Source organism: Vulcanisaeta distributa JCM 11216 (assembly GCF_001315985.1).
GTDB classification, from domain to species: domain Archaea; phylum Thermoproteota; class Thermoprotei; order Thermoproteales; family Thermocladiaceae; genus Vulcanisaeta; species Vulcanisaeta distributa_E.
The window spans coordinates 169,239-194,156 of the sequence record NZ_BBBI01000001.1; the positions used below are offsets into that span (position 1 = coordinate 169,239).

Below are 24,918 nucleotides of genomic sequence, written 5' to 3' on the forward strand. Positions count from 1 at the left end.
TAAGGTTAAAAAGGCAATAAGCAAAGCCGATTATGGGGGGGTACTCATGCTTGGCCTTAACGATGTCGTTCAAGCAATATACACGGTGACGAGGGTCGTGACTGTACCCGTTAATATACATGCAATAGTGTACTTAGCCGGTAGGGATTGGGCGATGTTCGAGAGGGATGGCGCATACGTCATTTATAAAACAACGGATACTCAGGGAAACCCAGTAACGATTAGGTTAAGGGTTAGGGAGATGGGGCCGACCGGAAGTCATTACTATGAGGTTTACGGCATGGAAATGCAGTTTAAGTACTTGGGTCAGGATTTCTTGGCAATATACCCAGTAAGTGGCGGTTTTAGTAAGGCCAAGGTTGATGACAAGTATCTACTGGACATAAGTACCAAGATTAGTGGTGAGCCGTGCATAGCGGCCCTAAGGATTGGTCAAGTACCAGCCATATGCAAGCAGATTGGTAAGTTCTACCTGGTCATTGTCAGGGCATGATCAGCAGCGGCGTTCCGGCATCATCGATCTGCTGGGTTCATCCTCATCACACTGAACTAGTAGGGAATTGGTTTATATAACCCTTGGCCATACTTTTTGCCCTAGAGAATGTCAAGGTTCATAAGAGACTTTTGGGGGGGAAGAATATTATCACCACTCTACGTGGGGGGGAGAGGGAGTTCCTGAGTAGATTGGTGACTCATATTGAGCTTAGCCAGAGGGCCATGGCAATACTTGAGGATATGGTGTTGAGCGCCGTTGAGAATAACAGCGTTAGTAAGACCAAGGTTTCCGAGGGAATGAGGGAAATAGCGGCCCTTGAGCGTGAGGGTGATGAAATCGTTAGGCAAATAAACGATTCAGTGCTCAGAGGCGCTGTTCCGATAACTACGGTATCAATTATGGATACAATACTGAATAAATCGGATGATATACTTGATGGGATCCATGTTCTATCGAGGGAGTTAAGACGTATGTATTACCTATGCAATACTGAGCCCGTTAGGAAGTTCCTAGGTGAGGAGTTCCTGGAAATGCTTAGAATAGGTAAGGAGGCCTTAAGGATGCTCCTTGAAATGATAAATAATCTCGATAAAAAGAGCTTTAGTGATATAAGGGTCACGGTTATGGGAATACAGAAGCTTGAGGAGGAGGTTGACGACATAAAGGACTCGGTTCTGGATAAGTTGTATTCCGATGCAAGGGAATTAACCTACGTTGAGTTCATGAGCAGTATGAGCCTAATATTCGGCATCGATGACGTACTCGACTCAATAAAGGATATAGCCTATATGCTATTAACATTAATTAGTACGTATGGCGCCTAACAATGTGATTAGTGTAAATGCCGTATTATTTGACTATGATGATACGTTAATAGACGCCAGGGAAGCAAGGGATAACGCAAGGCGTGCAGTTATTGATTTTTTGTCGTTAGTGAGCGGCCTTGATAAATCGCATGTACTTGATGTATTCATGAATATTGAGAGACAGATGGAGGCTATTGGTCAATTTAATAGGAGGGTTTGGTTTAGGGAAGTAGCCAGTGTATTGGGGGGGATTAGGCTAAGCGATCATGAAGTTAATGAACTTGTGAAAATGTACTGGGACTCATGGCGTTCAGGGAGTAGGTTATTTTCCGACGTCCTACCGACCCTGGCTAAATTAAGGAGGTGTGGCTTAAGGCTTGGGATAATTACAAATACTGATGGCGAGCCTGGGCTTAAGAGAGATAGAATACGCAAGGATGGTGTTTACGAATTATTTGACCTAGTAATAATTGCTGGAGATGATACGAAGCATGTTAAGCCACACCCAGAACCATTTATGAAGGCTTTGCAAGTCCTAGATATGCGGGGTAACGAAGTCATTTATATTGGTGATAATGTGGGCATTGACGTACCTGGAGCAAAGGCAGCAGGTATGCGTGTGGGTATTATCAATAGATATAATACGGTGGATCCTGGGATTACCAATTATAAAGATGTAAGGCCGGATTTCATAATTCAGTCACTAACGGAATTGCTTCAATTAATTGGGTGCTAACGCCCTCCGGCTTATTTTAGCGGGTTGATATAGTGCTCAATAGATGGTGCTATTTATATATAATGCAATTCATTGTAATATTAAGGGTTAATTAGTATTTATTTAAAATAACTTTGCTTACTCAACGAGGATCTTTGTCAGCTTATCCTTCAATTTCTCTATTTCAAGCAATATTAACCCCCAGGTTTGGATCCGGCTTTGCTATTGCAGTTAGGATTAAGTCCTTGCTTATTGGAGCCACTAATAACGTATTCCTGGTATATTGGGATACGCTTATTATTGATTCACCAAGCCTAGCTCTGCGCCTAGCCTATCCATTGTGCTTCTGGCTATTGCGACCATTGCACTAACTACCTTTGCATTAAATTCTCCACCAACCTTAAAGGCCACTGGTAATCCATCACGCCTAACAACCAATGCACCAACAATATCCGGAAATACCCTATTCATGAATTCCTCCAGCGCATCCACAACCTCCTTGCCTACACTGGAACTCATCATTGTACATTTTTTTCAATCCTTAAAAACCTTTCTATCTAATCTATCTAACGAGTGGCCATACTCTTTAAAAGCTCTCGTTATTCTATAGCGTTTAAAATGCCAACGAAGGAGCACCTAGACATTGTAATGGGGGGGAGTTCCCAGTACATAGATGATGTTAAAATGGATGATATGGTTTACCTTCATGTAATTAGGTCACCATATGCACGCGCAAAGGTCTTAAAGATTGATTCACCAAGCAACAAATCTTTACTTTTTCTAACCGCTAAATCCATTGGAAAATTATTAATGCCTGCAATGCCAACATCCAATGCCAGGATTGTCAGAATGCCCGTGTTACCTAACGATACCGTGAACTTCGTCGGTCAACCAGTGGCGGCCGTGGTCACGGACTCCAGGTACTCACTTGAGGATGTGGTTGATGAGATATCTATCGAGTACGAGCCTCTGAAACCCGTGGTTACTATAGATGATGCGCTGAAGAACGAGGAGATAATACACCCGGAAATAGGCACGAATATTTCCCTGGACACCGTGTTAGAGGGCGGTGACCTTAACGTGTTTAAGGACGCGGACGTGGTTATTGAGAGGGAAATCGAGCAGGCCAGGCTGGTTGCCAACCCAATGGAGCCCAAGGGATGCGTTGTTTACTATAATGGCGATAAACTCCTTGTTTACGCATCGACACAATCAACATTTAGGGTCAGGTCGGACCTGGCGGAGGTTCTTGGATTGCCCATTGATAAGATCGTTGTTAAGGCGCCTAAAAATATCGGAGGAGCCTTCGGTAATAAGACGCCGGCTTACCCCGAGTACGTACTTGCTGCAATAGCTTCAATGAAGTTAAGAAGACCTGTTAAGTGGATCGAGACAAGGACCGAGCATCTAAACAATGCGACCCAGGGCAGGGGGGGAGTTAAGTCGAGGATGAGACTCTACGCTAAGAGAGATGGGACAATACTGGGTATTGAGGGTGAGGTCATCGTTAACCTAGGTGCCTATAACTTCACGATAAATGCCTCATCACCAATCTTCATAGCTAACCTATCCACGGGACCCTATAAAATGCTCGCTGCCAGGGTCAGGGCGATTGGCGTCTTCACAAACACACCGCCCTCAGGTCCATACCGAGGCGCGGGTAGGCCTGAGGCCGCGTTAATTCATGAGACCCTAATTGATGACCTAGCCGATGAACTTGGTATGGACTGTCGAGGTTAGGAGGAGGAATATAATCAGGGACGGTGAGACCTACAGGTCACCTCTAGGTCTTATGATTGATCCTGCCAATTATCAATCAATTCTCGAGGATGCGGCGAAGCGTTATTACGAGTTAAGGAGTAGGTATCCAGATAAGGGCGTTTCCATCGTTGTTTTTGCTCTATACGTGAGCACGTTTGGGGGGTGAGGGTGTTAAAGCCGTGATTGGCAATGGTAAGTTGAGACTCATAATAGGATCTCGACCGCAGGGTCATGCCCATGTATCGGCATTTACCAAATACGCCTCCGAGGTCTTTGGGGGGGTTCCTGAGGAACTTATTGAGGTTGTGCCTGGGGACACGGAGACCCTTAATTACGGTGTTGGCACATTCGGTAGTAGGAGCGCTACCGTGGTTGCGGCCGCCATTACTGAATTGGCGGAGAGGGTGGCGTCGAGATTATCATCAATGGGTCTGTCGTTGATTGATGCCATTAAGTCTAGGGACGTTATTATCGAGGAAGAGGTTGATTATAAACCAAGCATTGCCATACTTGCGCCAGGCGCTCACGTAGTGGTTGTCGATTTCGACCCAGAGACCTTGATGGCCAATGTAATTAATTACTACGCTGCCTATAACGTCGGTAAGCCACTTCTTGAGGAGGAGGTCGAGGCGCAGCTTCATGGTGGCATACTCCAGGGAATTGCACAGGTACTTTGGGAAGGCGCAATATATGGTGATGATGGAACACCACTTCACACGACGCTTGCTGATTACGGATTGCCAAGTCCTCCTGACGTGACGTATAAGGTATTGACTAAGGGTTTGAATACGCCGTCAATACTGCCCGGCGGGCTTCGTGGTATTGGTGAGGCTGGTACCACGGGCGCGTTGGCAAGTGTATTCCTGGCCCTTGAGAAGGCGATAAGGGCTAAGACAGGTATTAGGATCAAGCTTAATAGAACGCCGGTGACTCCATCGTACCTGCACAGCCTAATTAATAATCAATTTTAATACCTAGCGTTTTAGGGATTATTTGGTTGTTTCAAGTAATGCCTTAAAGAGTGTTACTGGGAATGCGCGGTCCATGCCAAGATAATCAATGAGTAGTACGTATAATTCATACGGCAGCGCGCCGGCCAATATTGTCCTTGCCACGAAGAACTTCGCATCAGCATCACCACACGTCTTCATCGCCTCCGCAGCCTGAAGCGCTGTGAAGGCGGCGTATATTCCAGGGTTAACGCGGTACACCGCGAATATGGATAGTATGCTGTCCGCGTATTCGCTGATGTCCGTCGTGCCTATGAGCTTCTTAACATTTTCCTGAATCTCGGCAAACTTGCTTATTAATGCGTTAATATCATTTGATAGTTCAGGGAATATCTTGAGCAGGGTGCTTAATGCGTTTTTTGTTATGGTATCGTAATTCTTTAATATACATTCACTTGGTTTTACGTTAAGGTTTGTTATAATTAATTGAACGGTCTTCTTTATCTCCTCCTTCACGTCGGTATTACCTGTGCTCATCATTAGAGGCCGTAGTAAGGGGGGGTATTTAAGTATTAGCAGTAGAAAGAAGAAAAATAAACCACAACATTAAATTAATAGAATTATAGATTAGGGAAAAATTTAACGTATAAAACGAATATAATTAGCCCCTAGTTTCACTATTGTACTTCTCGAGTAGTGCCTTAAGTAGGTTTATTGGGAAATTGTGGTCCAGGCTTAGGTAATCAAGCAGCAGCCTATACAAATTATTTGGGAGTGAGCTGGCCAATAATGTCCTCACCAGGAAAAACTTTGCATCGGAATCACTGCAGATCTTTGCCGCCTCCATTGCCTGCAGCGCCGCAAATACTCCATAGAGTCCTGGGTCAACATTGTACGTAGTGAATATCGTCAATACAGCATCCGCGTACTGCGCTGGGTCCTTAATCCCTACGAGTTTTCTACTGGCCTCCTGAATCTCCTTGAACTTGCTCGCCAATATGTTGAACTCAGTCGATAGTTCTGGGAATAACTTAAGCACTTGGTTCATTGCGTTCAGGGTTATTGTACCGTAATTCTTCAGTAGGCAGTCGCTTGACTTTACTTCCAGGGCCGATGTTATTATGCGGGCAATATAACTGACAATCTCCTTCACATCAGCACTACCTGGTATACCGACTATCGTACTCGGTCCTGATGCGTCCATTATATTTATTAGTAATTGAATAAATATAAATGTTAGGTGATTGAAATAATGCTACTTATGCATTAGACTTAAATAGATACTGTTACAATTATGTCATGCTTACCGTGACTAATTTGAATGATTATTCATGTGTAGAAAGTGAAAAAAAGAGAATCTATCTATAATTGGTATAAGCGCCACTGACGAGATTACAACAATAGGCTTCCAGGGAATTAAAGCCCTAGGCGCCTCCAGTTGTATTCTCATATTCTCAATAACATCACTAATGCACCGGCCCAACGGCTTAATACATATCCTTCTTTCTTTCACAAAATGCCTTAGTGCATCATAAACCTCATAGACGATATTGAACCTAGGACCAATGAGGTGCTGCAGATACTCCCTACTAATTTCGATCTCGGTCTCTATTACCCCATTACTGAAGATCCTCGTATGGATTTCCCACGGCTCATGAATTCTCATTACTAAGCTATACGTCTCGCCTTTATTTACTGACAACATTGTTTTTCTAAACCCTCTGTTGATTAGCCCCCCATTGCTGCATCATATACTCTATAGGGAGGTATCTTGATGATGAATATGGGATTTCGTGAACCCCCCTCATTATTAGATTAAGAGGTATTCTATATCTTGTTCCATCCTCAAGACGTACAAGCCAGGCAGGTAAACAATGTAGGTACTCCCTATAAGTAATAATCAACGTGATCCTTTAAATTCATTTCTACATAATTTAAATGTGATGGGGGGGAGACTCCAATTCTGCTTTTCATGATTAGTTAACTGGTTTTGGCTTAAGGTTCGGAGGTTGGGGGGGAAATGACCCCCCCTATAGACTTATTGTAAAATGGCCACCAATTCCACTTACCAAGCAGAACTATTATAGCCGGCACGAGTAATGGCCTGACTACGAATGAATCAATAATTACTGATGAGCCACTGCGAGGGCTACTTGCTTGAGTATGTAGATGCTTGATAGTGCTAGGGAGGCAAAGGCCATGGCCAGCACTAAGGCCGCGCCCGTTACCACGGGCCCCCCCGTAACCTCAACTGCCCTGACTATAGCGTCCTTATCACTTAATCCATTGTTAATCTCCTCCCTGAATCTGCTGACTATGAATAGGTCGTAGTCAGTACCAACACTCAGCAATAGTGATATTAAAATCACAGGCATTAACCAATAGGTTTGTATCCCCCCCATTAATCCCTGAAATACGAATATTGTTAATGCCAAGGACCAGGTGATGCTCATGAGAACCGTGGCCACGAGCCTCAGTGGTATCATTACGGACCTCATATAAATTGTGAGTATAACAATGTTTATGGCTATCATTACGTAGATTATGAGACCGTAGTACTCACGCTCAAAGCCAAGCACGAAGTAATACTTATCCGCAGGTGACCCTCCAATCAATACCTTAGTCCCATACTCCCTAGCCACCTCATTAGCCACCTCCCTTAGGCTTAGGTATATTGGTATAAGTTTGTCGGATAATGATTGTTGATTAACCGTGGCGGTTATTATATACATGTCTGACCCATTGTATGATAGGGCCGCATTTATTACATAGTCCTGCCCCCCCTTAATGGCATTGAGCAACGCCAACGCGGCTGTCTTATTGCCATAAATAACTAAGTACGCTGTTGAATAATCATAATTCCTGAAATAACCAATTAATAGGCTAAGCCCAACCTTAGCCGGCGTATTAGGCATGACTTGCACGGGGTCTGTGGTTATCCTAATGTTTAGCAATAAGTATGTGAGGGCTAAGGCAGTGATTGCCAGGAATATGGTCACGACTAACCTCGGCCTATCAACGGCGAACTTGGCCATCCTTGAGAGAAAGGCGGTCCTCAACTCAACGGACTTTGCCTCAATCCCATGGGCCATAGAACGCCATCGCCAAGTAACCTCATGAATTCGGGCAGTATTACCGCGGTTGCCATTACCGTGAATGCCACGGCGATTATGAACCCAATGCCAATGTCCTGTATGTAACCGTACCTAGATATTACGAAGCTGCCAAGCCCAAGTCCAACAACCGACGCACTGGCTAGTATTGTTGGTCTAACACGGGATAAAACAATACTCAATGCTTTATTCTTATCATGCCCCCCCTAATCCTCTCCTCTAAATACCTACTAAGCATGAGCATGCTGTAATCGACACCTATACCAAATATTACTGGGGCTATCATGTAAACGGTTAGGTAGTAAAGCTTGAAGTGTATTGCCCAGTTATAGAGTAGCCCGAGGGATGCCAGGTATGTTAGGCCAAGTATTGTCAATGACATGACTGGACCCACCAGGGTACCGAGCATTGCAATCATTGTTACGAACACGAGGGCTGCCGTGGTCTTATCAATGATATTTACATCGTTTGTAACCATCTCCTGAAGTTCGTATAGAATAACATCAGTGCTCACTGGGTATACCCAGTCCTTCTTTGTTAGTAGGTCATAAATTGTGTCCTCGTAATTGCTCGGTAGTGAGATGAAGGCTACGGTGTACGTATCATTTAGAAACTCCTGGGTTAGGTTGTCAGGTAAATCGAGAATGCTTGGCGGCGGATGCTCCTGCATTAATGCGTTGGTTACACTACTTCTTATTTCATTCAATACCGTATTTACTACCGATGTATTATTGTTGCATGCTAATTGGTAGATATATGGCGTCAATATAATGGGTGTGTCGTTTATATACTCTTGCATTAGTAAGAGCCTTAGTAGTTTCATGTCCGTGTTTGGCCCTATTAATACGGCAATCCCAAGGTCTGTGTAATTAACGTCGTTATTAAGCAACACGTCGTAGACATACCCAGTTATATTGCCTATGTTAATTCCTGGATACTCCTGCTGAATTATGTACTCGTAATTCATTAGTAGGATCCCCCCCGTTATATTTTCTGAAATTAATTTATACGGCGATGGCCCATTGCCAATATTACTAACTAATTGAGTAAGTGTTCTATTGGCTAGTTCATCTATGTAATTGTCATAATGCCTGTACTTAATTTCGTAGTCTTTTGTCGTCAAATAAAATAACGTAGTTAATGATGCGTTTGGGTATTTCTCCAGGTAATAGTCCTCAATTTCATAATAAAGGAGCTGCGCATAATCTATTGTTGCATTAAACTTGCCGCTAATATCGTTACTAATGTTATAAACCATGGAATAATACTCCCTATTCAGCCGTATTATTGATGAGCACTCATTATTTAATGACCAATAAAGACTCCATACACTGCCGGTTTCGTTATTAATTATTTCGGCAGTGACGTTATTTATTGTTTCATTATATATCGTGTACGCGTCATTATATACAGTTAATAAATCAGTAATTGTTATGTTTGGTGCATCAACCTCCTTAATAATATTATTTACGTAATTCAAGTGGTCTTTAATGCTCATTGTACTGTTGCTGTTCAACTTGACTACAACAACAAGTGTTGTCTCGTTGGAGGTACCTATGTACTTATTAACTAGGTTGTCGACGATCACCGGCTCTACGTTACCCGGCATTAACTGCGTCTCATCGTATGTTAGTACATTAAATACACGGAATGAGTAATGGGCTAGGTAAATCATAAGAATCAGCCAGGCCATAATTATTAATATTGATAGTCGACTCCTCGATATCATTCTCAATAAGGGATTTTAACCAGTATTAAATACCATTCCCCCCCGTGAGGAGCAATGAGGAGGTCGTTAAGCTCGTTAATGTCAGTAAGAGGTATTACCTGAGTAGTAGTGTTTATGTTGATGCATTAATTAATGTGAACCTAACAATCAGAAGTAGGGAAATAGCAATCATAATGGGACCCAGTGGGTCTGGTAAGACCACGTTGATGAACATAATGGGTACACTTGATAAGCCGACTAGTGGGCAGGTCATTATTGATGGCATCGACGTTACTAACATAGATGAGAAGTATTTATCGAAGTTCAGGCTTGAGAGGCTGGGTTTCGTATTTCAACAGTATAACCTTGTTTCGCAATTAACCGCCCTTGAGAATGTGATGCTACCAATGCTATTAACGGGTAGGTACACGAAGGATGAGGCCAGGGAGAAGGCCAGGTTACTTCTAGATCTAGTTGGGTAGGTGAGTTTGCGAATAATAAGCCTAGTCAATTAAGTGGCGGTCAGCAACAGAGGGTGGCGATCGCCAGGGCATTGGCTAATGATCCATCATTTGTGATTATGGATGAGCCGACAGGGTCCATAGACCTGGCCAGTTCGTACATGATCCTGGATCTAATTAAGTTATTGAACAAGGCCGTAGGTGTCACCTTCGTGATCGCCACGCATAACATGGAGGTTGCGGCAATAGGTCATAGGATCATTTACCTCAGGGGGGGTGGTAGGATAATGAGTGAGAGTGATCTTGCAAGGATTAAGGAGGAGTTCAGTAGGCTAAGGGTTGATCAGGTGGCCGTGATTAAGTCGTATCTTAGGATACTCGATCTTGAGGAGAGGAGGTTGAGGAGGCTGGGTCAGGATTTAAGTGAGATAGAAAGGAAGAGGAACCTAGTAAATAGTTTTATTGGGCCTATATAGGGAATTAGGTTTAATTAATTATGCCCTAGTGTTTTATCGATGAATATTAAGTACAAATTGGTACCAATCTTGGCAATCATGGTTTTGTTAATGATGAGTATTACTACATATGCGAATGATTCATTAAATGCGTATTTCACCATTAATTACGTAACATACCTAAACCCCGATAATCAGGCCACGAATTATTACATCGAGTATTACCTGGTGCTTTATAATAATGAACCCAACCCAGTATCACTTAATGTATCAATGATAGTATTACCGTACTCAAATATAATATATGTATCGCCGCAAGCAACTTCAATAAACGGTAACACCGTTACTTGGGTCATCACAGTACAGCCCTATTCGGAGGAGACTCTTGATTTAAGATTCAAGCCGGTCTACACATTATTGCCAATAGCATCACTGAATTACCAAGTCCTTGTTAATAACTCAGGCATTAATTCAACAATAATTAATGGCGGCGTTGGTACTGAGGTTAATCTCTCATTAAATGTAACCAATCTACTTCCATTCCCTATAATGACCACTGTGACCCTGACTAGGCAATCAGGGTTATTTTATGAATATAATATAACGCCAACTTTATCCCAGAACATACTTGGTTATGAGGTTGATTATTGGATATTCAATACCGAAAACTCCACACCCTTCTCATTAAACATGCTTGTTGAGGATATGGGGGCCATGGCACAGCGTTAGGATTAATCCAATAACCGTTCAGGTAAGTATTGATTTGAATGAGTCAGTAAGTTCCCTAAATGAGGCAATTACTAACCTAAATAGCACACTTAATCAATTAAGGAGTTTCACGGAGTCATTAACAAACTCCTCTGGGCTAGAGGGCAATTACACGGCGCAATTCCTACAGTTAATAAGCCTACTCAATGAGACGTCCCAAGTGCTTGGTGCTTCAGCATATATAATAAACTCAACATTAATGGTGGAAGGGCTCCTTCAGGCTCAATTGATCGAGCTCAAGGTGGCCCTTTCAACGGAGGGGGGGCAGGTACTGGGTACGGAAGCTAACGTGATCTCCCAGATAAGGGGATTATTAAGTCCTATTGTGAGCAATGAACAAAGCTATATCAATGCATTGAATATGCTGAAGCAGGACTTAACCCAGATAGAGAGTTCCACCAACAATGCAACGTTAATTAATGAGATAAATAATGCAATAATGATAATAAATCAACTCGAGAATCTATTAACGGCGCTTAACCAGGTATATAATGGACTCGGTACGGTACAGAACGAGTTAACGTCAACGCAGGTCCAGGTCAACCAGGCAGTGAGTGGTTTGAACTACGCGATATCAGCTGCCAATGAGAGCGAGGTATTGATAATTAGTATATCGAGAGAGCTCTACATGCTCCATAATGAGTTAACAAACCTGACCAATCAATTATTAATCACGTACATAAACCTATCATCATATCAAACAAGGGCATTGTCATACATGACACAGGTAAGCAGATATGAAGGCGAGATTGAGAGCGACATCATGAGCGACGAGGTTAAAAAGGCAGTACTGACGGCTCTAGCTAGGCAATACCTTACGTACCTAAGCATTAATAATACGAATGCTGATATTGACGTGACCGTGGAGGAGACGTTCGTGATAAATATGCCATCGGTTGTAAACACGCAGTATTTATTACAGCTCGTAAACATGACTGCGGCCCAGGGCAGTGCACCGCCGGGTGTCAATGCTGTTAATGATGCATCATCTAATGCGATGAAAATGGATACTGTTTATGACATAGTGAGCAAAATGAGAGCGGCCATTATTACTGGTAATTACTCAGGGTTTATTGCATTGATGCGCGAAGTGGTATTGTCAGATGCCGTTGGTTTAATGCAACAGATTAGTGGTGAATACGCCAGTTATTACTCAGTATTACCAATTGTTATTGTGTTGTTTATAATACTTATATCAATGATTATGAGGAGGATCCATTGATAATTATTTTTAATGGGCATGGGTGTTTACCTTAAATAGAGGTATTATTTCGGCTGTTCTTGTGCATAGTGATCATGATGAATTAATGGAGATGGAGAAGTACGTAAGCAGGTTAATAGAGTTCCTAGGCGATGATCCAAACAGGCCTGGCTTAAGGGAAACACCCAGGAGGTTCATGAACGCACTTCTCGAGTTGACACGAGGTCTAAGGGAACCACCGCCCAAGGTTAAGTTCTTCCCTATGGAGGGTAATGAGTATGTTGGTCGTATATCAATTAATGATATTAGGTTCATATCACTGTGCGAGCACCACATGCTACCGGTCATTGGAACAGTAACCGTGGTTTACGAACCACTCAACAGCGAGGTTCCTGGCCTGAGTAAGGTGGCTAGGTATGTTAAGTGGCTCGCGGCAAGGCCCATGCTCCAGGAGAGGTTTACGGCAAGGCTAGCCAACGAGCTTAAGGAAGTGCTTCATGCCAGGTACGTCTATGTCAAGGTTTGCGCATTGCACATGTGCGCCATGATTAGGGGTGTTAAGGATGAGGATATGTACATGGTCACGGAGGCTTGGTCTGATGGTATAAGTAATGAGGAGTTGAGAGATTTAAGGAATTCAACGCATTGTAGGGTCCCTAGGATAGTCTTGACTAAGGAATATTAATGAGATTAGAATTAAGGATGGTTAGGTGTTCACTAGGATGAACCCGGTGGAGCATGTCGAGCTTAGTACGCATGTACACGCAACGGAGAGCGAACTCAAGGTTGTGAAGGCACTACTTAACTTAATACCACCTGAGTACAGGGATGGAGTGAGTATAATAAGAAGTGGAGGGCAGGGGGGGCATTTCGGTAATGACATAAATACGGTAAAGATACAATTAAAAGGTGAGGAGGCACTACGTACTACGCAATACATATTTAGGGGGGGGATTGATCAATTGGATAGTGAGATAATACTAGTCACATTGAGCAGTAGGTTCGGTGATGGTAAATTATACCTCAGGTTTAATAAGCAGTTGGCCTATAGTGGCGTGGCTAGGCTTGACGATGGTGATGACGTGATTAAGGTGATAATAAGGTTTAATCACTGGGTGATTAAAAATGAGGGTATTGAAAACGTAATTAGGCAATTAATTACCCGTTAAAGCCTTGGTAGGGTCACGGCGCCCATTGACGCTGATGTAACCAACGACGCGTACTTAGCCAGTAATCCCCCCCTTGTGTACCTAGGCGACGGTGATTGCCAATTCTTCAACCTCCTCTTAATCTCCTCCTCAGGCACCAGCAAATCTAGGCGGCCATTCTCTACATCAATGAGTATTCTATCACCATCCTCAACAACGGCTATCGGCCTCCAACGGCCGCCTCGGGAGCCACGTGGCCAACCATGAAGCCGCGGGTAGCACCGCTGAACCTGCCGTCAGTGACCAACGCTACGTCCTTACCCAACCCAGCCCCCCCTACCAGAGCTGCCGTGACCCTAAGCATCTCCGGCATTCCAGGACCACCCTTAGGACCCTCATACCTAATGACAACCACATCACCCGGCCTAACCTCACCCCCCCTCCTAATTGCCTGGAACGCCTCCTCCTCACTATTGAACGGCCTTGCCCTACCCTCAAACCTCATTAACTCCGTAGCCGCGACCTTAATCACGGCACCCTCAGGCGCCAATGAGCCCTTGAGTATTCTAATGCCGCCCCCCCAGGGCTTTATTGGGTTGCTCACGTCCCTAACTATGTGGTCATGCGGTACATTTGGGAACTTGTAATTCTTTAGATTCTCCTCCATTGTCTTGCCCGTTATTGTAAGTACCTTACCATTGAGTAGACCCGCCTTTAGTAGCTTCAACATAACTAGTGGGACGCCGCCGACGGCGTCGAGGTCGGCCATTACGTAATCACCGCCAGGTCTTAAGCTCGCTATGTATGGGGTTCTCTTGGATATCCTGTCGAAGTCCTCGAGTGTTAACTTAACCCCCCCAGCCTCATGTGCTATGGCCAGTAGGTGTAGTATGGCGTTGGTTGATCCGCCCATCGCCATTAATACCGTTATGGCATTCTCAAAGGCCTCGTATGTCATGACGTCCCTAGGCTTAATACCAAGTTCCATGGCATTCATTAGCGCAACGCCGCTCTCAACCGCATACATTACTCTTCTAGCTGATGTGGCCGGTGGTGAGGCACTCCCTGGTAAGGCCATGCCCAACGCCTCCGCTATGGCTGCCATGGTGTTTGCTGTGAACATACCTGCGCAGGTTCCATAGGTTGGGTGGGCCCTCTTTTCTATTTCATAAAGCTCATCCTCCGTGATCTTACCCGCGAGGTAGGCGCCTATTGCCTCGTGAACATCCTCAATTGTGAGTTTAAGATTACCGTAAAAACCAGGCTCCGCCGTCCCACCGTATAGGTAAACAGCGGGTATGTTTAACCTAGCCATGGCCATTAGGATTCCCGGTGTTGTCTTATCACAACCGCCGATACCAACGAAACCATCAAACGCATGCGCATTAATCTGGGCCTCTATCGTATCAGCAATGACCTCCCTACTCACCAGGCTATACCTCATACCCTCAGTACCCATCCCAATGTTGTCATTAACGACTATCGTCGGCACAGTAAGCGGCGAGCCACCACCCCCCCTACGCACACCCTCCTTAACGTGGACGGCCAATTGAAGTGTATGTATATTACACGGCCCAGCCTCACTCCACGCAGCAACAACAGCAACCAATGGCTTACCAATGTCCTCATCCGAAAAGCCTATAGACCTCAGGAAAGCCCTGTGCGGTGCGTTTAAGACACCTCCATACCTCTCCTGACTTCGCAGGTTGACCTTAACCATCAATAATCTATATACCCACCCCCCCTATTAAATTAATTCACTACTTAACACATTAGAATGAGAATCAACATAATACTTAATAATTCGGTCATAGATCAATAGTAATTTGTATGTCATTTACGTTAACAAGCCCCCCCGCCTTTAAGTATGGTGAGAGAATCCCAAGGAAGTACACGTGCGATGACGTTGATGTAAGCCCGCCATTACAATGGTCAAGTGCACCACCAGGTACTAAGTCCTTGGTTCTAATAATGGAGGACCCAGACGCACCAATAGGTACATTCACCCACTGGGTTCTATACAATATACCACCCGATAGGACTGACCTCCCTGAGAACGTACCGAAGACCCCCCCAGTAGTTGAGGGAATCGGCGTGCAGGGTATTAATGACTTCGGCAGGGTTGGCTATGGCGGTCCATGCCCACCAAGGGGGGGCCACGGTCCGCACAGGTACTTCTTTAGATTATACGCATTAAATACTGTACCCAATATTAAGCAGAGGGCGTCTAAGGATGAGGTTTTAAGGATTATAAAGAATAATATAATCGGTACGGCAGAGTACATGGGGGGGACGTACTCAAGGTAATAAGCACTTTTTAACTTCGTTCAAAATTACGCTTCGCTTAAATACCTCCAGGAAAGCACGATTCCTATTATCGAGAATATTGCCGCGAAGGCTATTAGGTATGTGAAATCAAGCAATAAGTTATACCCAGTCACGCCAAGTAATAATTGCCTATTGATGTCGTTTACATAAGTCAATGGGTTCACATAGGCAATGGGCTTTAACCACCAGGGCATTGACTTAACCGGGTAGAAGGAGTTGCTCGCGAACATCAGCGGCATGTTCAGTAGGTTCATTATCGCCATCTGAGACTCCCAGGAGGTTGACCTTAGGGCTAGCGTCACGAATAGCGATGCGAAGCCCATGGACATTAGGGCAAGCGCCGCGTAGGCACCTAGTATGTCCAGCGGGTTTAGGCTTGGGTTTAGGCTCATGCCGAGTAGCATCGCTATTATTAGCACTATTGTTGCTTGAACCAGGGATCTAATCATGGAGTTCAGGACCTTAGCCATCACGATATTGCCCCCCCTAGGCACTGGCGTAGTCAGTAACTTGCTTAGGACCCCCCCAAGTCTCCTATCCCACACAATACTCATGCCGCTCTGTAATGATGTGAATAGCGTTATGAAGGAGAGCATGCCCACCGCCAGGAATGAGAAGTAGTCCGTGGTCCCGAAGTTCGCCTTTAGGACCTCAGACGCAATCTCATCAATTACCTGCTTGGGTATGTTTAACCCAGGTATATTAAGTCCACTTGTAAACATTGTTGCAAAGTTCATGGACTTACCGAAGAACGCCAGCCAGACGATTGGTTGTATCAGCGATATTATCAATATGACGGGTGCCTTATACCACTTAGCCAACTCCCTATTTGTTAACGCCCAAAGCCCATGCAGTGGGTGTAGTTTCACGGCCATGCCCATCACCTCCTGGCCCTAGCCACAGTCCTCCTAAACCTCATAAACTCCTCCGAACTACCCTCCTCATCCCTAAGTCTCCTACCCGTGAACTCCAGGAATACCTCATCCATCGTGGGCTCCTTAATGGTTATGCTCGTAGCCCTAATACTAAGCTTATTAAGGGCCTCAAGTATTATTGGGGGGGCCGCCGTATTACCATTCCTAACCTTAAAGGTTATCGTGTTACCATTAACAGTAACCCCACTAACGCCATCAATACCCTCAATAACCTTCCTGGCGGTATTAACATCCCCATTAACCTCAATTGTTATCACGTCGCCACCAACCTTCTCCTTAAGCTCCTTCGGTGTGCCGATGGCGAGTATCTTACCATGATCAATGATCGCAACCCTCTCCGCATACTGATCAGCCTCCTCCAGGTAATGCGTGGTCATGAATATAGTCGTGCCATACTGCCTCCTAAGCCTATACACGTAATCCCAAATCGCAGCCCTAGTCTGGGCATCGAGGCCCAGCGTAGGCTCGTCAAGGAACAATATGGCAGGCCTATTAATGAGGCCCATGGCAATCTCCAACCTCCTCCTCATGCCTCCTGAGTACGTCTCAACCTTCCTATCAGCCGCATAAGAAAGCTCCACCATATCAAGCAACTCAGCAGCCCTCTCCCTAGCCTCCCTCTTAGGAATACCATACAGCGCAGCAATAAGCATTAAATTCTCCCAACCAGTCAAATCCTCATCAGCAGTATACTCCTGAGGTACCACACCTATACTTTCCCTAACCTTAGCTGGCTGCTTAATCACGTCATAGCCATTAATTATTGCAGTTCCCTCGGTTGGTCTAGTTACTGTGGTTAGCATCTTTATCGTTGTCGTTTTACCTGCACCATTTGGCCCAAGGAATCCAAAGACCTCTCCATAATATACCTCGAAGTTTATATGGTCAACCGCGGTGAAGTTTCCATAGCGTTTCGTTAAGTTTATCGCCTTAATAGCTACTTCCATAATGGTCGCGTAAGTCGTTCTATACCTTACATATAAATCTTTCTCTAAATCGATATCGAATATTCGATTACAAATTAGCTCTCTTAATTACCTGTGAAATATTTGGTACGAATTTGTCTAGGGTTATGTGGGGTATGAATTGCCTGATGTACTCAAAGGCGTTGACTATGGGCCAGTTGGTGTTGTTTCCTTCGCTTCCTCTTAACTCGATGTATCCTGCTCTCCACAGGGTGGTTAGTGCGTCGGCGTAGAGTTTCCTGACCTTTATTGCTTCCTCGGCTGCGGCAACTTCCCTGGGCATTACCTTAATGGCTATCCTGACGTTACTTATCATAGCCTCTAGTTCATCCTGCGTATAATTATTCTTAATGACTGGGCATAGTGTGGATACGACGAACTCCACGTTGAAGTCAACGAGTCTTAGCTCCGGGTCTATTATGTACCTAATCACCCTAGGCAGGTATGGGAAGGACCTGCAGGTGAGTGGTTTATAGAGCGAGTGAACCTTACAGGTTTTATCCTCTGGGTTTAGGAATGGGCACATGCCCCCCCTACTATTTAACTGCATTAGGTATGACAGCGCCACCCTAACGCCGTTCTTGATGTCCGTCACCACATAGCCAGGCTTAAAGTTTAGGTCCTTCACGTCCAGTTCCTCAGCTAATTTACTCAGTATTATTACTTCATGTGGGAATACCGTCACTGGTGATATTGTGCAGCAGTAGCCGCAGCTTGGCATGCATCTGAATGGCACTGACACACCTTTCACCCCCCCTGACTTTACTAGTTAAATTATTTTCTTCACTACACATCATGAACAGCCAGAAACTAGATGAGGCACTAGTAGCGTTTCCTTCAACTTCCTAATCGCGTAGGCCTTACACCTAATGAGTTCGGCAGGGCTTCCACTACTAATCAGTGTACCGGCCCTGTCTATGTAAACACCAATTATGTCATCAAGCATGGCGCCCAGTAGGTCCTCCTTAAACCCGTCACCAACGTGTATCGCCACGTCAGGTTCAGCACCGTGTGTGAGCAGTGAGTATGCACGTTCGAAGATGGTTGGGTGTGGCTTGGCCCTACCAACCTCGTCAGCATATACCTGGACGTCGATGAACCTACTCAAGCCAAATTTATCAAGTAGTTTCCTGGTCACTGCGCTGCTCCAGAATATTACATTAGATATTAGTCCTATCATAAATCCATCACTCTTCATTTCCATAAGCACGTACTGCGCATCCTCATTTGGCGTTACATTTTTTGATTCAAGTAATGTGTTGGCTATTATGTTCGCCACGTCCATAACCATCCTCTCATTAAGTTCAATCCCGTATTTACGGGCTAACCTCTCAAGGAATGTCCTGACATTGTCCATTGGCGGTACATACGCCATCTCAACAACCCTCCTGAGCCTAATCTCCCTATCAAGTCCCATGTAAATCTCGTAGACATGGTCGAAGTGGGCCTCGATATCCAGTGACTTGAGGTACTTGGTTATGTTCATGGCTATTTCCTCAATTAATTCCTTACCGTAGTTTATCAATGTGTTGTAGGCATCAAATGTAATTACCCTTAGGCTCATTAACTACATTGTTCAATCACATTATTTTAAGTATTCCTACCCATTTGAGGGTTATGTTTTTAAACTAAAGGTTTAAGCTCGGTCTCGGTGTTAAACCTTTGGTTCAAGTAACAATAATCAGGTTAATTGGGTACAGGGAGTGGACTGAGAGCCTCGGCCCCGATAGGGAACACATTATTCAGAGGGTCCAGTCCCAATTACATAATGAATTAGTCAACGTGTTCTCTAGGGTTAATGCCTGGGCCCACCCACTTAGGTATGATTACCTACTTGCAATAACTAACGGTTTAAGTAATGGCGAATTAACGAGTATACTCAGGGAACTTAGTAATTATAGTCCTGTGCCTTTGTCGAGTGGTTCATACGCAGATGTTAATCCTAGGGTTGCCGAGAGGGAGGCGTTCAGGCTTGCCATTAAGGCAGGCCCTGGTGAATCACTGGTTAATGGTAGTGATGATGGAATTGTGGCTATTGCGCACATTGACCTCATTGACTCGACATCAAGCACCGCATGGACCTCGAGCTACCAATTATATGAGCATGTGTGGGGCGTTGTCAACCAAGTAAGGCTTTACCTAGCCCCCCCGTATGGGGGGTATCACGCTTTATCTGGGTGGCGATAACATAGTCTCAATAATACAACCAATAATTAGGGAGGAGGACATAAGGCCTTTGGCCAGTCTGGTAAATGCAAGGATAGGCGTTGGCATTGCGCATAATGGCAAGGTTGCCATGAAACTGGCCACCGAGGCTCTTGATACGCTCAGGTCTAGGAATAATCACAGGGTATTGGTGCTTAGGGAGGATTAATCGAGCTTAGCCCTTTTTATGAGCTTGATCTTGTTAACCCTACCCTCCTTAATGACCTGGATATATCCCGCATTCTCAAGCCTCTTAATTGCCCTCCAAAGCGTTGCCTTAGGGATACTTAACTTCCTCTGGAGATCAGCTTGGTAAGCCTCGCCGCCCATTTCAATCAATGCCTTAAGGATCTCCTTATCGGTTGGGTTCAATCCCTCGACAATTACAGGATTCACCTCAGGACCCCCCCTATGTCTAACCACGAATAGGTAAGCAATCAATGCAGCCGCGGCCACAGTTACCGCAATAACTATGTAATAGAGCATAGGACCTAGGTTAAATGATGAAACAGCCTTGCCCGTAGTTGTGGTGGGCCCTGATGCATTGGTGATAGTGGATGCAGAGGTTGTGTTACTTGTGCCAATTGGGGGTAACTATGGTCCTATTGGGCATTGGTGATTCCGGTATGAAACCTATTGAGTAATTACCCGGTGCTAGTTGAAGAAATATTCCATTGCTAGCCTTTGTAAAGTTCATTATTAAGTTCACCGGCAATTGCGTTATGAGTACGTTATTGCTCACGAAGAGGTTTATCACATACGGTGATGATACATTAATAACCAAATAACCACTGGGCGTCTGCGTTACGTAGGGTACGTACTCAATTACGAATGAACCATTTCCAAATACAGGTATTACCAGGTTATTCCCTATGAATATTGCGGATACTGTTGAGCCACTAGAATTCTCAACAATTATTGGGCCCAAGGGCCTTACAGGCAATGTTATATTTAACAAGACAGTATTCTGTACCGTTGTTGCATTTATACTTACCAATGAGCCGTTGCTCAATAGGTAAATGAATACTGTAATTAATGCTTCAATCATCACTGAGTACTAATAAGCAGCACGATTTAAAAACTTTATTTATTCATATGGTAATAAAAAGAGAGTAAACGGAAGTTTGAAACAAAAATTTAATTTTAGTGATGATTTAACAGGGACAATACGAAAGCCTTATTCATCTTATTTAGCCATTGCCATTACCATGCTGTCCCTTCTGGCCGCCTCCTTTTCCCTTCTGGCCCTTGCCTTGTCCCTGTCCCTGGCCCTGCTGCCCATGGCCATGTGACTGCCAACCCATTGCTTCCTGGTTAAATTGCTGGGTCATATTGAGCCAGTCATTGAATCCCTTACCATGCTTAAGCAGCTGTAGTATTTGTGCTTGGGCAGTCTCGTTACCCTGAATTAATGGGTATATTGCCTTAAGCTCCTTATATAGCTCATGAAGCTCCTTAACACTTGTTATATTAAGACCAGTGATATTCGTCAAAGTGCCCAGCTCATGATCAAGCATGGCCAATTGGTTTAAGGTGTCATTTAGTGTCATGGAACCACTTATTATCTGCATTAAATAGTGCTCAAGTTCATGATCAACCCTGTTGGCGAAGCGATCTTCTGCTCCTCATAGTACTGGCTGGTTACATTACTAATTAAGGACTTATACTCACTAAGTAGTGCAGCTGTCTCTGAGTAGTTGCCACTGACGATAGCACCCTTCAACTGACTCAACAGACTATAGACCTCACTTGCCTGTGTACTATTTAATAACCCCCCCTGCTGCTCCAGCCTTGTTAGTGTCTCATTGAGTAACATCAACCTAAAGGTTAGTGTTCTATTAATTATCTCGGCGTGCTTCTCAAGCACGTACTCATGGACTAGGTAGTGCCTAAGGTGCACGAGGAACTGAAGTGCCAGCAGGCACTCACCCTTACTAACATAGTAATTAGTAATGTTCTGCAGTGCTGCAGGTGCTAAGCTGAAGCCCGTTATGTTGGACGTGGTCATATTCAACGTAGTCGTATTGGATCCTGTGAATGTGCCGTTTATGGTAGTCTCATTAAGGCCTGTGGTATTGGTTGCGATAAGCGATGTGGTATTGAGACTGCTCATATTGGCGCCAGTTCTCATTAACCACATGTCGTCAATGTACAGGTTGGCCTGCACGGCTGTGAGTAGGCCGGGTGGGCATGTGGTTACGTTGGTTACGGTAGCATTACTTACGGTCGTTGCATTAACACTTACTGTGGAATTCGTGGAGTTAGTCGACCCAGAGGCCAGTAGTGGGTGTGCCGTTAAGACCACGGTTAGTACTAGAGTTAGCGCCAGTAGGGTAACAAGCGATATTATTTCTACCTCCCTTATTGAGACCTCACCTCTTATAATCATCATAGGCCTACGCAGTAATCACTTTAATAAAGAATCACAATGAAAAGTCTCGTTTAATTACCATGAAACGGAGTGAAACCAGGGATATTTTTCTTAAAGGCCTGGAGTTAACCAAGAGTTTGTGCTTGTTCTTATTGACCTAGATGGTACCTTGCTGCCTCTCGAGGCGTGGGACCCGTGTTCCAGGAGATTAGTATGAGGATAGCTGATAAGGCCAACGTGGATTGGAGGATTATTTACAGGGCCGCGAAAGACCTGAACAAGGAGTTAATGGGAAGATTCACAATAAGGGCTTTTGATTGGGACCACATATTTGCTGAGGTTGCCCGTAGATTCGGGGGGGTATCCATGGATATCGAAGTGGGCGGCGTATTGATGAGGCACGTGCGTGATTTCAAGCCATTTGATGGTTCCTTGGAATTGCTAAGGTTAATTAGGGATCTGGGGGCATGAAGTAGTTATTGCAACCAATGGTTTGTATAAGTATCAATCCGTGGTTATTAAGGAGCTTGGCTTTTCTGAGTTCATTGATGGCATTAGGACACCCGACATAATTGGTTGCCCTAAGAATTGCCGTGAATTCTTCGACGGGGGCCCAGGTAATGATAGGTGATAACCCACTCTTTGATGTTTATTACCCAGCTAGGTTTGGATTGATGACGATATTCATCGGTGATTGGGAGAGAAGGTTGGGTTACGTAGTGGATGTGTGGGGGGGTATTGATTTATCAGGCATTAGGCCAACCTACTCCTTCAAGAGTATTAGGGATTTATTAACGGTAATAACCACCATACTTGATCAATGAACCGATGCGTTAGGCGTTTTTCTTGCTTTGATGAGGAACACCGTTATTACTATGAAGTCTATTATTATCATTGCATGCATTATTGTGCAGTATATGCACAGTGCATGGAGTAGGTAGGTCTCAACGAAGATTAAGTATGGAACCACCACTATACCAATAAATCTCCAATAAAACAGTGAATCCAGTGCGAGCTTGGCCAGATTCCCTGGGCCTAAGTCGTATGTTAATACGAGGATTATATTCACTATAAACCAGACCGCCGCCAACAGGTCCAGCGGAACGCCGCCTATGTCTGAGTACCTACTTGAGAGCACCCTTTCGCAGTCAATGGTTACTCCTGGGAATGGAGATCTAAATGATGTGCATAATGGCGGTAGTTCACGTAGGTAGTAATACGTGTATATCACAATTGAGGATGCAAATAGGCCTATTGCCGAGAATGTAAGCATGAGTACTAACCACGTACTTGTTAGTCTCCTCATCATTACGTTGATAAAGCCCTGAACTTAAATACTAATCTCACAGTGCAATTACTGCATTGTTAATTAACTTTAACGAGCTAATTAATTTATTAAAACACCACATCTTCTTACGCACAATGTCTGAGGCAGGTAAGAGGGTAATATTTCATGAATTATTAACACCTGAGGAGGCATTAAGCAAGGTATTCAGCACGGTTAGGATTGAGCCTCTGGGAACCGAGGTTGTAAGTATTGAGGAGAGTTATGGGAGGGTCTTGGCGAAGGACGTGTATTCACGTATTGATGTACCACCATTCGATAGGGCTACAATGGATGGATTCGCAGTTAGGGCTGAGGATACGTTTGGAGCCGATGAACTCAACCCGATTAGGTTAAAAGTCATTGGTAATGTTGAGACAGGGGGGGCTGAGGAGCTACCGCAGGTTAATCATGGCGAGGCGGTTGAAATAGCCACCGGCGCCCCCCCAATGCCCCCCCTGGCGCCAATGCAGTGGTTATGGTTGAGTATACGAAACGTAGTGGTGATGAATTGGTGATATACCGCTCAGTGACGCCTGGTGAGAATGTGATGTCCGCGGGCTCAGACGTGATGATGGGCGAGTTAATACTTAGGAGATGCACCGTAATTAGGGAAAGAGAGGTTGGTTTACTTGCGGCTATTGGTGTTGACAGGGTTGAGGTGCTTAGGAGGCCTAGGGTTGCGATAGTATCCACGGGTAATGAATTGGTTAGCCCAGGTAAGGAGTTGGGTCGCGGTAAGATTTATGATATAAACACGTACACGATAGCCCACGCCGTTAGATCAATGGGTGCCGAACCATTGATCATGGGTATTGTTAGGGATAACATTGATGAGATGAGGGATGCCGTGAATAGGGCTTTGGGCATAAGTGACCTGGTGCTTCTGTCAGGAGGAACCTCCGCAGGGCTTGCGGACCTAACGTATAGGGTACTCAATGAGATAGGGCCGCCGGGCATAGTAATCCATGGCCTCAAGGTGAAGCCCGGTAAGCCCACGGTTGTCGCCGTATCACGGGATAATAAGTTGGTTATTGGCTTACCTGGATACCCAAGTTCGGCATTGATGATATTCAACATAGTAGTTAAGCCAATACTGGCTAGGATGCTGTGCACGGGTGTTGATGAGGTCAGGATTAGGGCTAAGTTGGCTATTAGGCTGATGGCGCGAAGGGTAGGAGAGCCCTTTACCCAGTTAGCTTAGTTGA

General features: G+C 44.6%; 32 protein-coding genes and 4 pseudogenes. 19 read left to right on the forward strand and 17 right to left on the reverse strand.

Annotated features, from left to right (window positions below; all coding sequences use genetic code 11):
* Nucleotides 1-46 precede the first annotated feature (46 nt).
* From JCM11216_RS00990 to JCM11216_RS01000, 3 genes are all read left to right on the forward strand, one after another.
* Nucleotides 47-493 (forward strand): hypothetical protein, encoded by a 447-nt coding sequence (locus JCM11216_RS00990; protein WP_054853019.1) that lies wholly within the window; start codon nucleotides 47-49, stop codon nucleotides 491-493.
* Between the two features lie 83 nt (nucleotides 494-576).
* Nucleotides 577-1,320: a DUF47 family protein gene (locus JCM11216_RS00995; protein WP_243674695.1), complete on the forward strand. Its 744-nt coding sequence runs from the start codon at nucleotides 577-579 to the stop codon at nucleotides 1,318-1,320.
* Nucleotides 1,310-2,038 (forward strand): HAD-IA family hydrolase, encoded by a 729-nt coding sequence (locus tag JCM11216_RS01000; RefSeq protein WP_054853020.1) that lies wholly within the window; start codon nucleotides 1,310-1,312, stop codon nucleotides 2,036-2,038. The genes JCM11216_RS00995 and JCM11216_RS01000 overlap by 11 nt, the downstream gene beginning before the upstream one ends.
* Before the next feature lie 276 nt (nucleotides 2,039-2,314).
* Here JCM11216_RS01000 and JCM11216_RS01005 read toward each other — a convergent pair whose 3' ends face one another.
* Nucleotides 2,315-2,539, reverse strand: coding sequence for a roadblock/LC7 domain-containing protein (locus JCM11216_RS01005; RefSeq protein WP_243666106.1), 225 nt, complete (start codon nucleotides 2,537-2,539; stop codon nucleotides 2,315-2,317).
* 96 nt (nucleotides 2,540-2,635) lie between these two features.
* Here JCM11216_RS01005 and JCM11216_RS14665 point away from each other — a divergent pair, with 96 nt between their 5' ends.
* The 3 genes from JCM11216_RS14665 to JCM11216_RS14675 are packed head-to-tail and all read left to right on the forward strand — an operon-like array spanning nucleotide 2,636 to nucleotide 4,749.
* On the forward strand, nucleotides 2,636-3,757 hold the full coding sequence (locus JCM11216_RS14665) for a molybdopterin-dependent oxidoreductase (RefSeq protein WP_243674696.1): 1,122 nt from the start codon (nucleotides 2,636-2,638) through the stop codon (nucleotides 3,755-3,757).
* Entirely contained in the window at nucleotides 3,729-3,944 is a 216-nt protein-coding gene (locus JCM11216_RS14670) for a hypothetical protein (RefSeq protein ID WP_243674697.1), read from the forward strand. The genes JCM11216_RS14665 and JCM11216_RS14670 overlap by 29 nt, the downstream gene beginning before the upstream one ends.
* Nucleotides 3,934-4,749, forward strand: a complete 816-nt coding sequence (locus JCM11216_RS14675; RefSeq protein WP_243674698.1) for a molybdopterin-dependent oxidoreductase — start codon at nucleotides 3,934-3,936, stop codon at nucleotides 4,747-4,749. The genes JCM11216_RS14670 and JCM11216_RS14675 overlap by 11 nt, the downstream gene beginning before the upstream one ends.
* 18 nt (nucleotides 4,750-4,767) lie before the next feature.
* Here the strand turns inward: JCM11216_RS14675 and JCM11216_RS01015 are convergent, their stop codons facing one another.
* The 6 genes from JCM11216_RS01015 to JCM11216_RS01045 all read right to left on the reverse strand — a co-directional run bounded on the left by JCM11216_RS01015 (nucleotide 4,768) and on the right by JCM11216_RS01045 (nucleotide 9,534).
* On the reverse strand, nucleotides 4,768-5,268 hold the full coding sequence (locus JCM11216_RS01015; protein ID WP_054853022.1) for a hypothetical protein: 501 nt from the start codon (nucleotides 5,266-5,268) through the stop codon (nucleotides 4,768-4,770).
* Nucleotides 5,269-5,389: 121 nt separating this feature from the next.
* The gene (locus JCM11216_RS01020; RefSeq protein ID WP_054853023.1) at nucleotides 5,390-5,932 is read right to left on the reverse strand and encodes a hypothetical protein; all 543 of its coding nucleotides are present in this window, start codon (nucleotides 5,930-5,932) and stop codon (nucleotides 5,390-5,392) included.
* A 108-nt stretch (nucleotides 5,933-6,040) separates the two neighbouring features.
* Complete coding sequence (locus tag JCM11216_RS01025; RefSeq protein WP_243674699.1) at nucleotides 6,041-6,433, reverse strand: hypothetical protein; 393 nt, start codon at nucleotides 6,431-6,433, stop codon at nucleotides 6,041-6,043.
* A 421-nt stretch (nucleotides 6,434-6,854) separates the two neighbouring features.
* Nucleotides 6,855-7,820 carry an MMPL family transporter gene (locus JCM11216_RS01035; protein ID WP_054853026.1) on the reverse strand — a complete coding sequence of 322 codons (966 nt, stop codon included), beginning with the start codon at nucleotides 7,818-7,820 and terminating at the stop codon, nucleotides 6,855-6,857.
* On the reverse strand, nucleotides 7,784-8,023 hold the full coding sequence (locus tag JCM11216_RS01040; protein WP_054853027.1) for an MMPL family transporter: 240 nt from the start codon (nucleotides 8,021-8,023) through the stop codon (nucleotides 7,784-7,786). Before JCM11216_RS01040 ends, JCM11216_RS01035 begins: the two co-directional genes overlap by 37 nt.
* Complete coding sequence (locus JCM11216_RS01045) at nucleotides 8,020-9,534, reverse strand: MMPL family transporter (protein WP_243674700.1); 1,515 nt, start codon at nucleotides 9,532-9,534, stop codon at nucleotides 8,020-8,022. The genes JCM11216_RS01040 and JCM11216_RS01045 overlap by 4 nt, the downstream gene beginning before the upstream one ends.
* 209 nt (nucleotides 9,535-9,743) lie before the next feature.
* On the opposite strand from JCM11216_RS01045, the pseudogene JCM11216_RS14680 reads away from it, so the two are divergent.
* The 6 genes and pseudogenes from JCM11216_RS14680 to JCM11216_RS01065 all read left to right on the forward strand — a co-directional run.
* A pseudogene (locus JCM11216_RS14680) lies at nucleotides 9,744-10,084 on the forward strand (ATP-binding cassette domain-containing protein); the annotation flags it as partial.
* Nucleotides 10,085-10,486: a hypothetical protein gene (locus tag JCM11216_RS14685; protein ID WP_243674840.1), complete on the forward strand. Its 402-nt coding sequence runs from the start codon at nucleotides 10,085-10,087 to the stop codon at nucleotides 10,484-10,486.
* Nucleotides 10,487-10,525: 39 nt separating this feature from the next.
* Nucleotides 10,526-11,194, forward strand: a complete 669-nt coding sequence (locus JCM11216_RS14690; protein WP_243674701.1) for a hypothetical protein — start codon at nucleotides 10,526-10,528, stop codon at nucleotides 11,192-11,194.
* Entirely contained in the window at nucleotides 11,163-12,455 is a 1,293-nt protein-coding gene (locus tag JCM11216_RS14695; RefSeq protein ID WP_243674702.1) for a hypothetical protein, read from the forward strand. The genes JCM11216_RS14690 and JCM11216_RS14695 overlap by 32 nt, the downstream gene beginning before the upstream one ends.
* A gap of 85 nt (nucleotides 12,456-12,540) precedes the next feature.
* Nucleotides 12,541-13,119: a GTP cyclohydrolase I FolE gene (folE, locus tag JCM11216_RS01060; RefSeq protein WP_054853133.1), complete on the forward strand. Its 579-nt coding sequence runs from the start codon at nucleotides 12,541-12,543 to the stop codon at nucleotides 13,117-13,119.
* Between the two features lie 25 nt (nucleotides 13,120-13,144).
* Complete coding sequence (locus JCM11216_RS01065; RefSeq protein WP_243674703.1) at nucleotides 13,145-13,603, forward strand: RNA-binding domain-containing protein; 459 nt, start codon at nucleotides 13,145-13,147, stop codon at nucleotides 13,601-13,603.
* Here JCM11216_RS01065 and ilvD read toward each other — a convergent pair.
* A pseudogene (gene ilvD / locus JCM11216_RS01070) lies at nucleotides 13,600-15,302 on the reverse strand (dihydroxy-acid dehydratase). The gene JCM11216_RS01065 and the pseudogene ilvD sit on opposite strands and share 4 nt — an antisense overlap.
* A 110-nt stretch (nucleotides 15,303-15,412) precedes the next feature.
* Between ilvD and JCM11216_RS01075 the strand changes: the two are divergent.
* Nucleotides 15,413-15,889, forward strand: a complete 477-nt coding sequence (locus tag JCM11216_RS01075; RefSeq protein ID WP_054853029.1) for a YbhB/YbcL family Raf kinase inhibitor-like protein — start codon at nucleotides 15,413-15,415, stop codon at nucleotides 15,887-15,889.
* A gap of 26 nt (nucleotides 15,890-15,915) precedes the next feature.
* Here the strand turns inward: JCM11216_RS01075 and JCM11216_RS01080 are convergent, their stop codons facing one another.
* The 4 genes from JCM11216_RS01080 to JCM11216_RS01095 form a co-directional block, all read right to left on the reverse strand.
* Nucleotides 15,916-16,791: an ABC transporter permease gene (locus tag JCM11216_RS01080; protein WP_054853030.1), complete on the reverse strand. Its 876-nt coding sequence runs from the start codon at nucleotides 16,789-16,791 to the stop codon at nucleotides 15,916-15,918.
* Nucleotides 16,791-17,792, reverse strand: coding sequence for an ATP-binding cassette domain-containing protein (locus tag JCM11216_RS01085; RefSeq protein WP_054853031.1), 1,002 nt, complete (start codon nucleotides 17,790-17,792; stop codon nucleotides 16,791-16,793). Before JCM11216_RS01085 ends, JCM11216_RS01080 begins: the two co-directional genes overlap by 1 nt.
* Before the next feature lie 67 nt (nucleotides 17,793-17,859).
* The gene (locus tag JCM11216_RS01090) at nucleotides 17,860-18,552 is read right to left on the reverse strand and encodes a YkgJ family cysteine cluster protein (RefSeq protein ID WP_243674704.1); all 693 of its coding nucleotides are present in this window, start codon (nucleotides 18,550-18,552) and stop codon (nucleotides 17,860-17,862) included.
* A gap of 51 nt (nucleotides 18,553-18,603) precedes the next feature.
* Entirely contained in the window at nucleotides 18,604-19,374 is a 771-nt protein-coding gene (locus tag JCM11216_RS01095) for an HAD hydrolase-like protein (protein WP_054853032.1), read from the reverse strand.
* Nucleotides 19,375-19,472: 98 nt separating this feature from the next.
* Here JCM11216_RS01095 and JCM11216_RS01100 point away from each other — a divergent pair.
* A pseudogene (locus JCM11216_RS01100) lies at nucleotides 19,473-20,184 on the forward strand (GTP cyclohydrolase IIa).
* Here JCM11216_RS01100 and JCM11216_RS14700 read toward each other — a convergent pair.
* The 4 genes from JCM11216_RS14700 to JCM11216_RS01115 all read right to left on the reverse strand — a co-directional run bounded on the left by JCM11216_RS14700 (nucleotide 20,181) and on the right by JCM11216_RS01115 (nucleotide 22,407).
* Nucleotides 20,181-20,501: a winged helix-turn-helix transcriptional regulator gene (locus JCM11216_RS14700; RefSeq protein ID WP_243674705.1), complete on the reverse strand. Its 321-nt coding sequence runs from the start codon at nucleotides 20,499-20,501 to the stop codon at nucleotides 20,181-20,183. The pseudogene JCM11216_RS01100 and the gene JCM11216_RS14700 overlap by 4 nt on opposite strands.
* A gap of 85 nt (nucleotides 20,502-20,586) precedes the next feature.
* Entirely contained in the window at nucleotides 20,587-21,066 is a 480-nt protein-coding gene (locus tag JCM11216_RS14705) for a hypothetical protein (protein ID WP_243674706.1), read from the reverse strand.
* Nucleotides 21,067-21,205: 139 nt separating this feature from the next.
* A complete protein-coding gene (locus tag JCM11216_RS14710) occupies nucleotides 21,206-21,586 on the reverse strand; it encodes a hypothetical protein (RefSeq protein ID WP_243674707.1) in 381 nt (126 codons plus the stop codon).
* Complete coding sequence (locus tag JCM11216_RS01115) at nucleotides 21,586-22,407, reverse strand: hypothetical protein (RefSeq protein WP_243674708.1); 822 nt, start codon at nucleotides 22,405-22,407, stop codon at nucleotides 21,586-21,588. The genes JCM11216_RS14710 and JCM11216_RS01115 overlap by 1 nt, the downstream gene beginning before the upstream one ends.
* A gap of 174 nt (nucleotides 22,408-22,581) precedes the next feature.
* Between JCM11216_RS01115 and JCM11216_RS14715 the strand changes: the two genes are divergently transcribed.
* The 3 genes from JCM11216_RS14715 to JCM11216_RS14725 are packed head-to-tail and all read left to right on the forward strand — an operon-like array spanning nucleotide 22,582 to nucleotide 23,210.
* Entirely contained in the window at nucleotides 22,582-22,857 is a 276-nt protein-coding gene (locus JCM11216_RS14715) for a hypothetical protein (protein ID WP_243674709.1), read from the forward strand.
* Between the two features lie 22 nt (nucleotides 22,858-22,879).
* On the forward strand, nucleotides 22,880-23,017 hold the full coding sequence (locus JCM11216_RS14720; protein WP_243674710.1) for a hypothetical protein: 138 nt from the start codon (nucleotides 22,880-22,882) through the stop codon (nucleotides 23,015-23,017).
* Nucleotides 23,007-23,210, forward strand: a complete 204-nt coding sequence (locus tag JCM11216_RS14725; protein WP_243674711.1) for a hypothetical protein — start codon at nucleotides 23,007-23,009, stop codon at nucleotides 23,208-23,210. Before JCM11216_RS14720 ends, JCM11216_RS14725 begins: the two co-directional genes overlap by 11 nt.
* On the opposite strand, the gene JCM11216_RS01125 is transcribed toward JCM11216_RS14725, so the two are convergent.
* Nucleotides 23,204-23,692 (reverse strand): vitamin K epoxide reductase family protein, encoded by a 489-nt coding sequence (locus JCM11216_RS01125; RefSeq protein ID WP_054853035.1) that lies wholly within the window; start codon nucleotides 23,690-23,692, stop codon nucleotides 23,204-23,206. The genes JCM11216_RS14725 and JCM11216_RS01125 overlap by 7 nt on opposite strands.
* A 116-nt stretch (nucleotides 23,693-23,808) precedes the next feature.
* Between JCM11216_RS01125 and JCM11216_RS14730 the strand changes: the two are divergent.
* A pseudogene (locus JCM11216_RS14730) lies at nucleotides 23,809-24,296 on the forward strand (molybdopterin biosynthesis protein); the annotation flags it as partial.
* Complete coding sequence (locus JCM11216_RS14735) at nucleotides 24,285-24,914, forward strand: molybdopterin-binding protein (RefSeq protein ID WP_243674833.1); 630 nt, start codon at nucleotides 24,285-24,287, stop codon at nucleotides 24,912-24,914. The pseudogene JCM11216_RS14730 and the gene JCM11216_RS14735, both read left to right, overlap by 12 nt.
* Nucleotides 24,915-24,918: the final 4 nt, after the last annotated feature.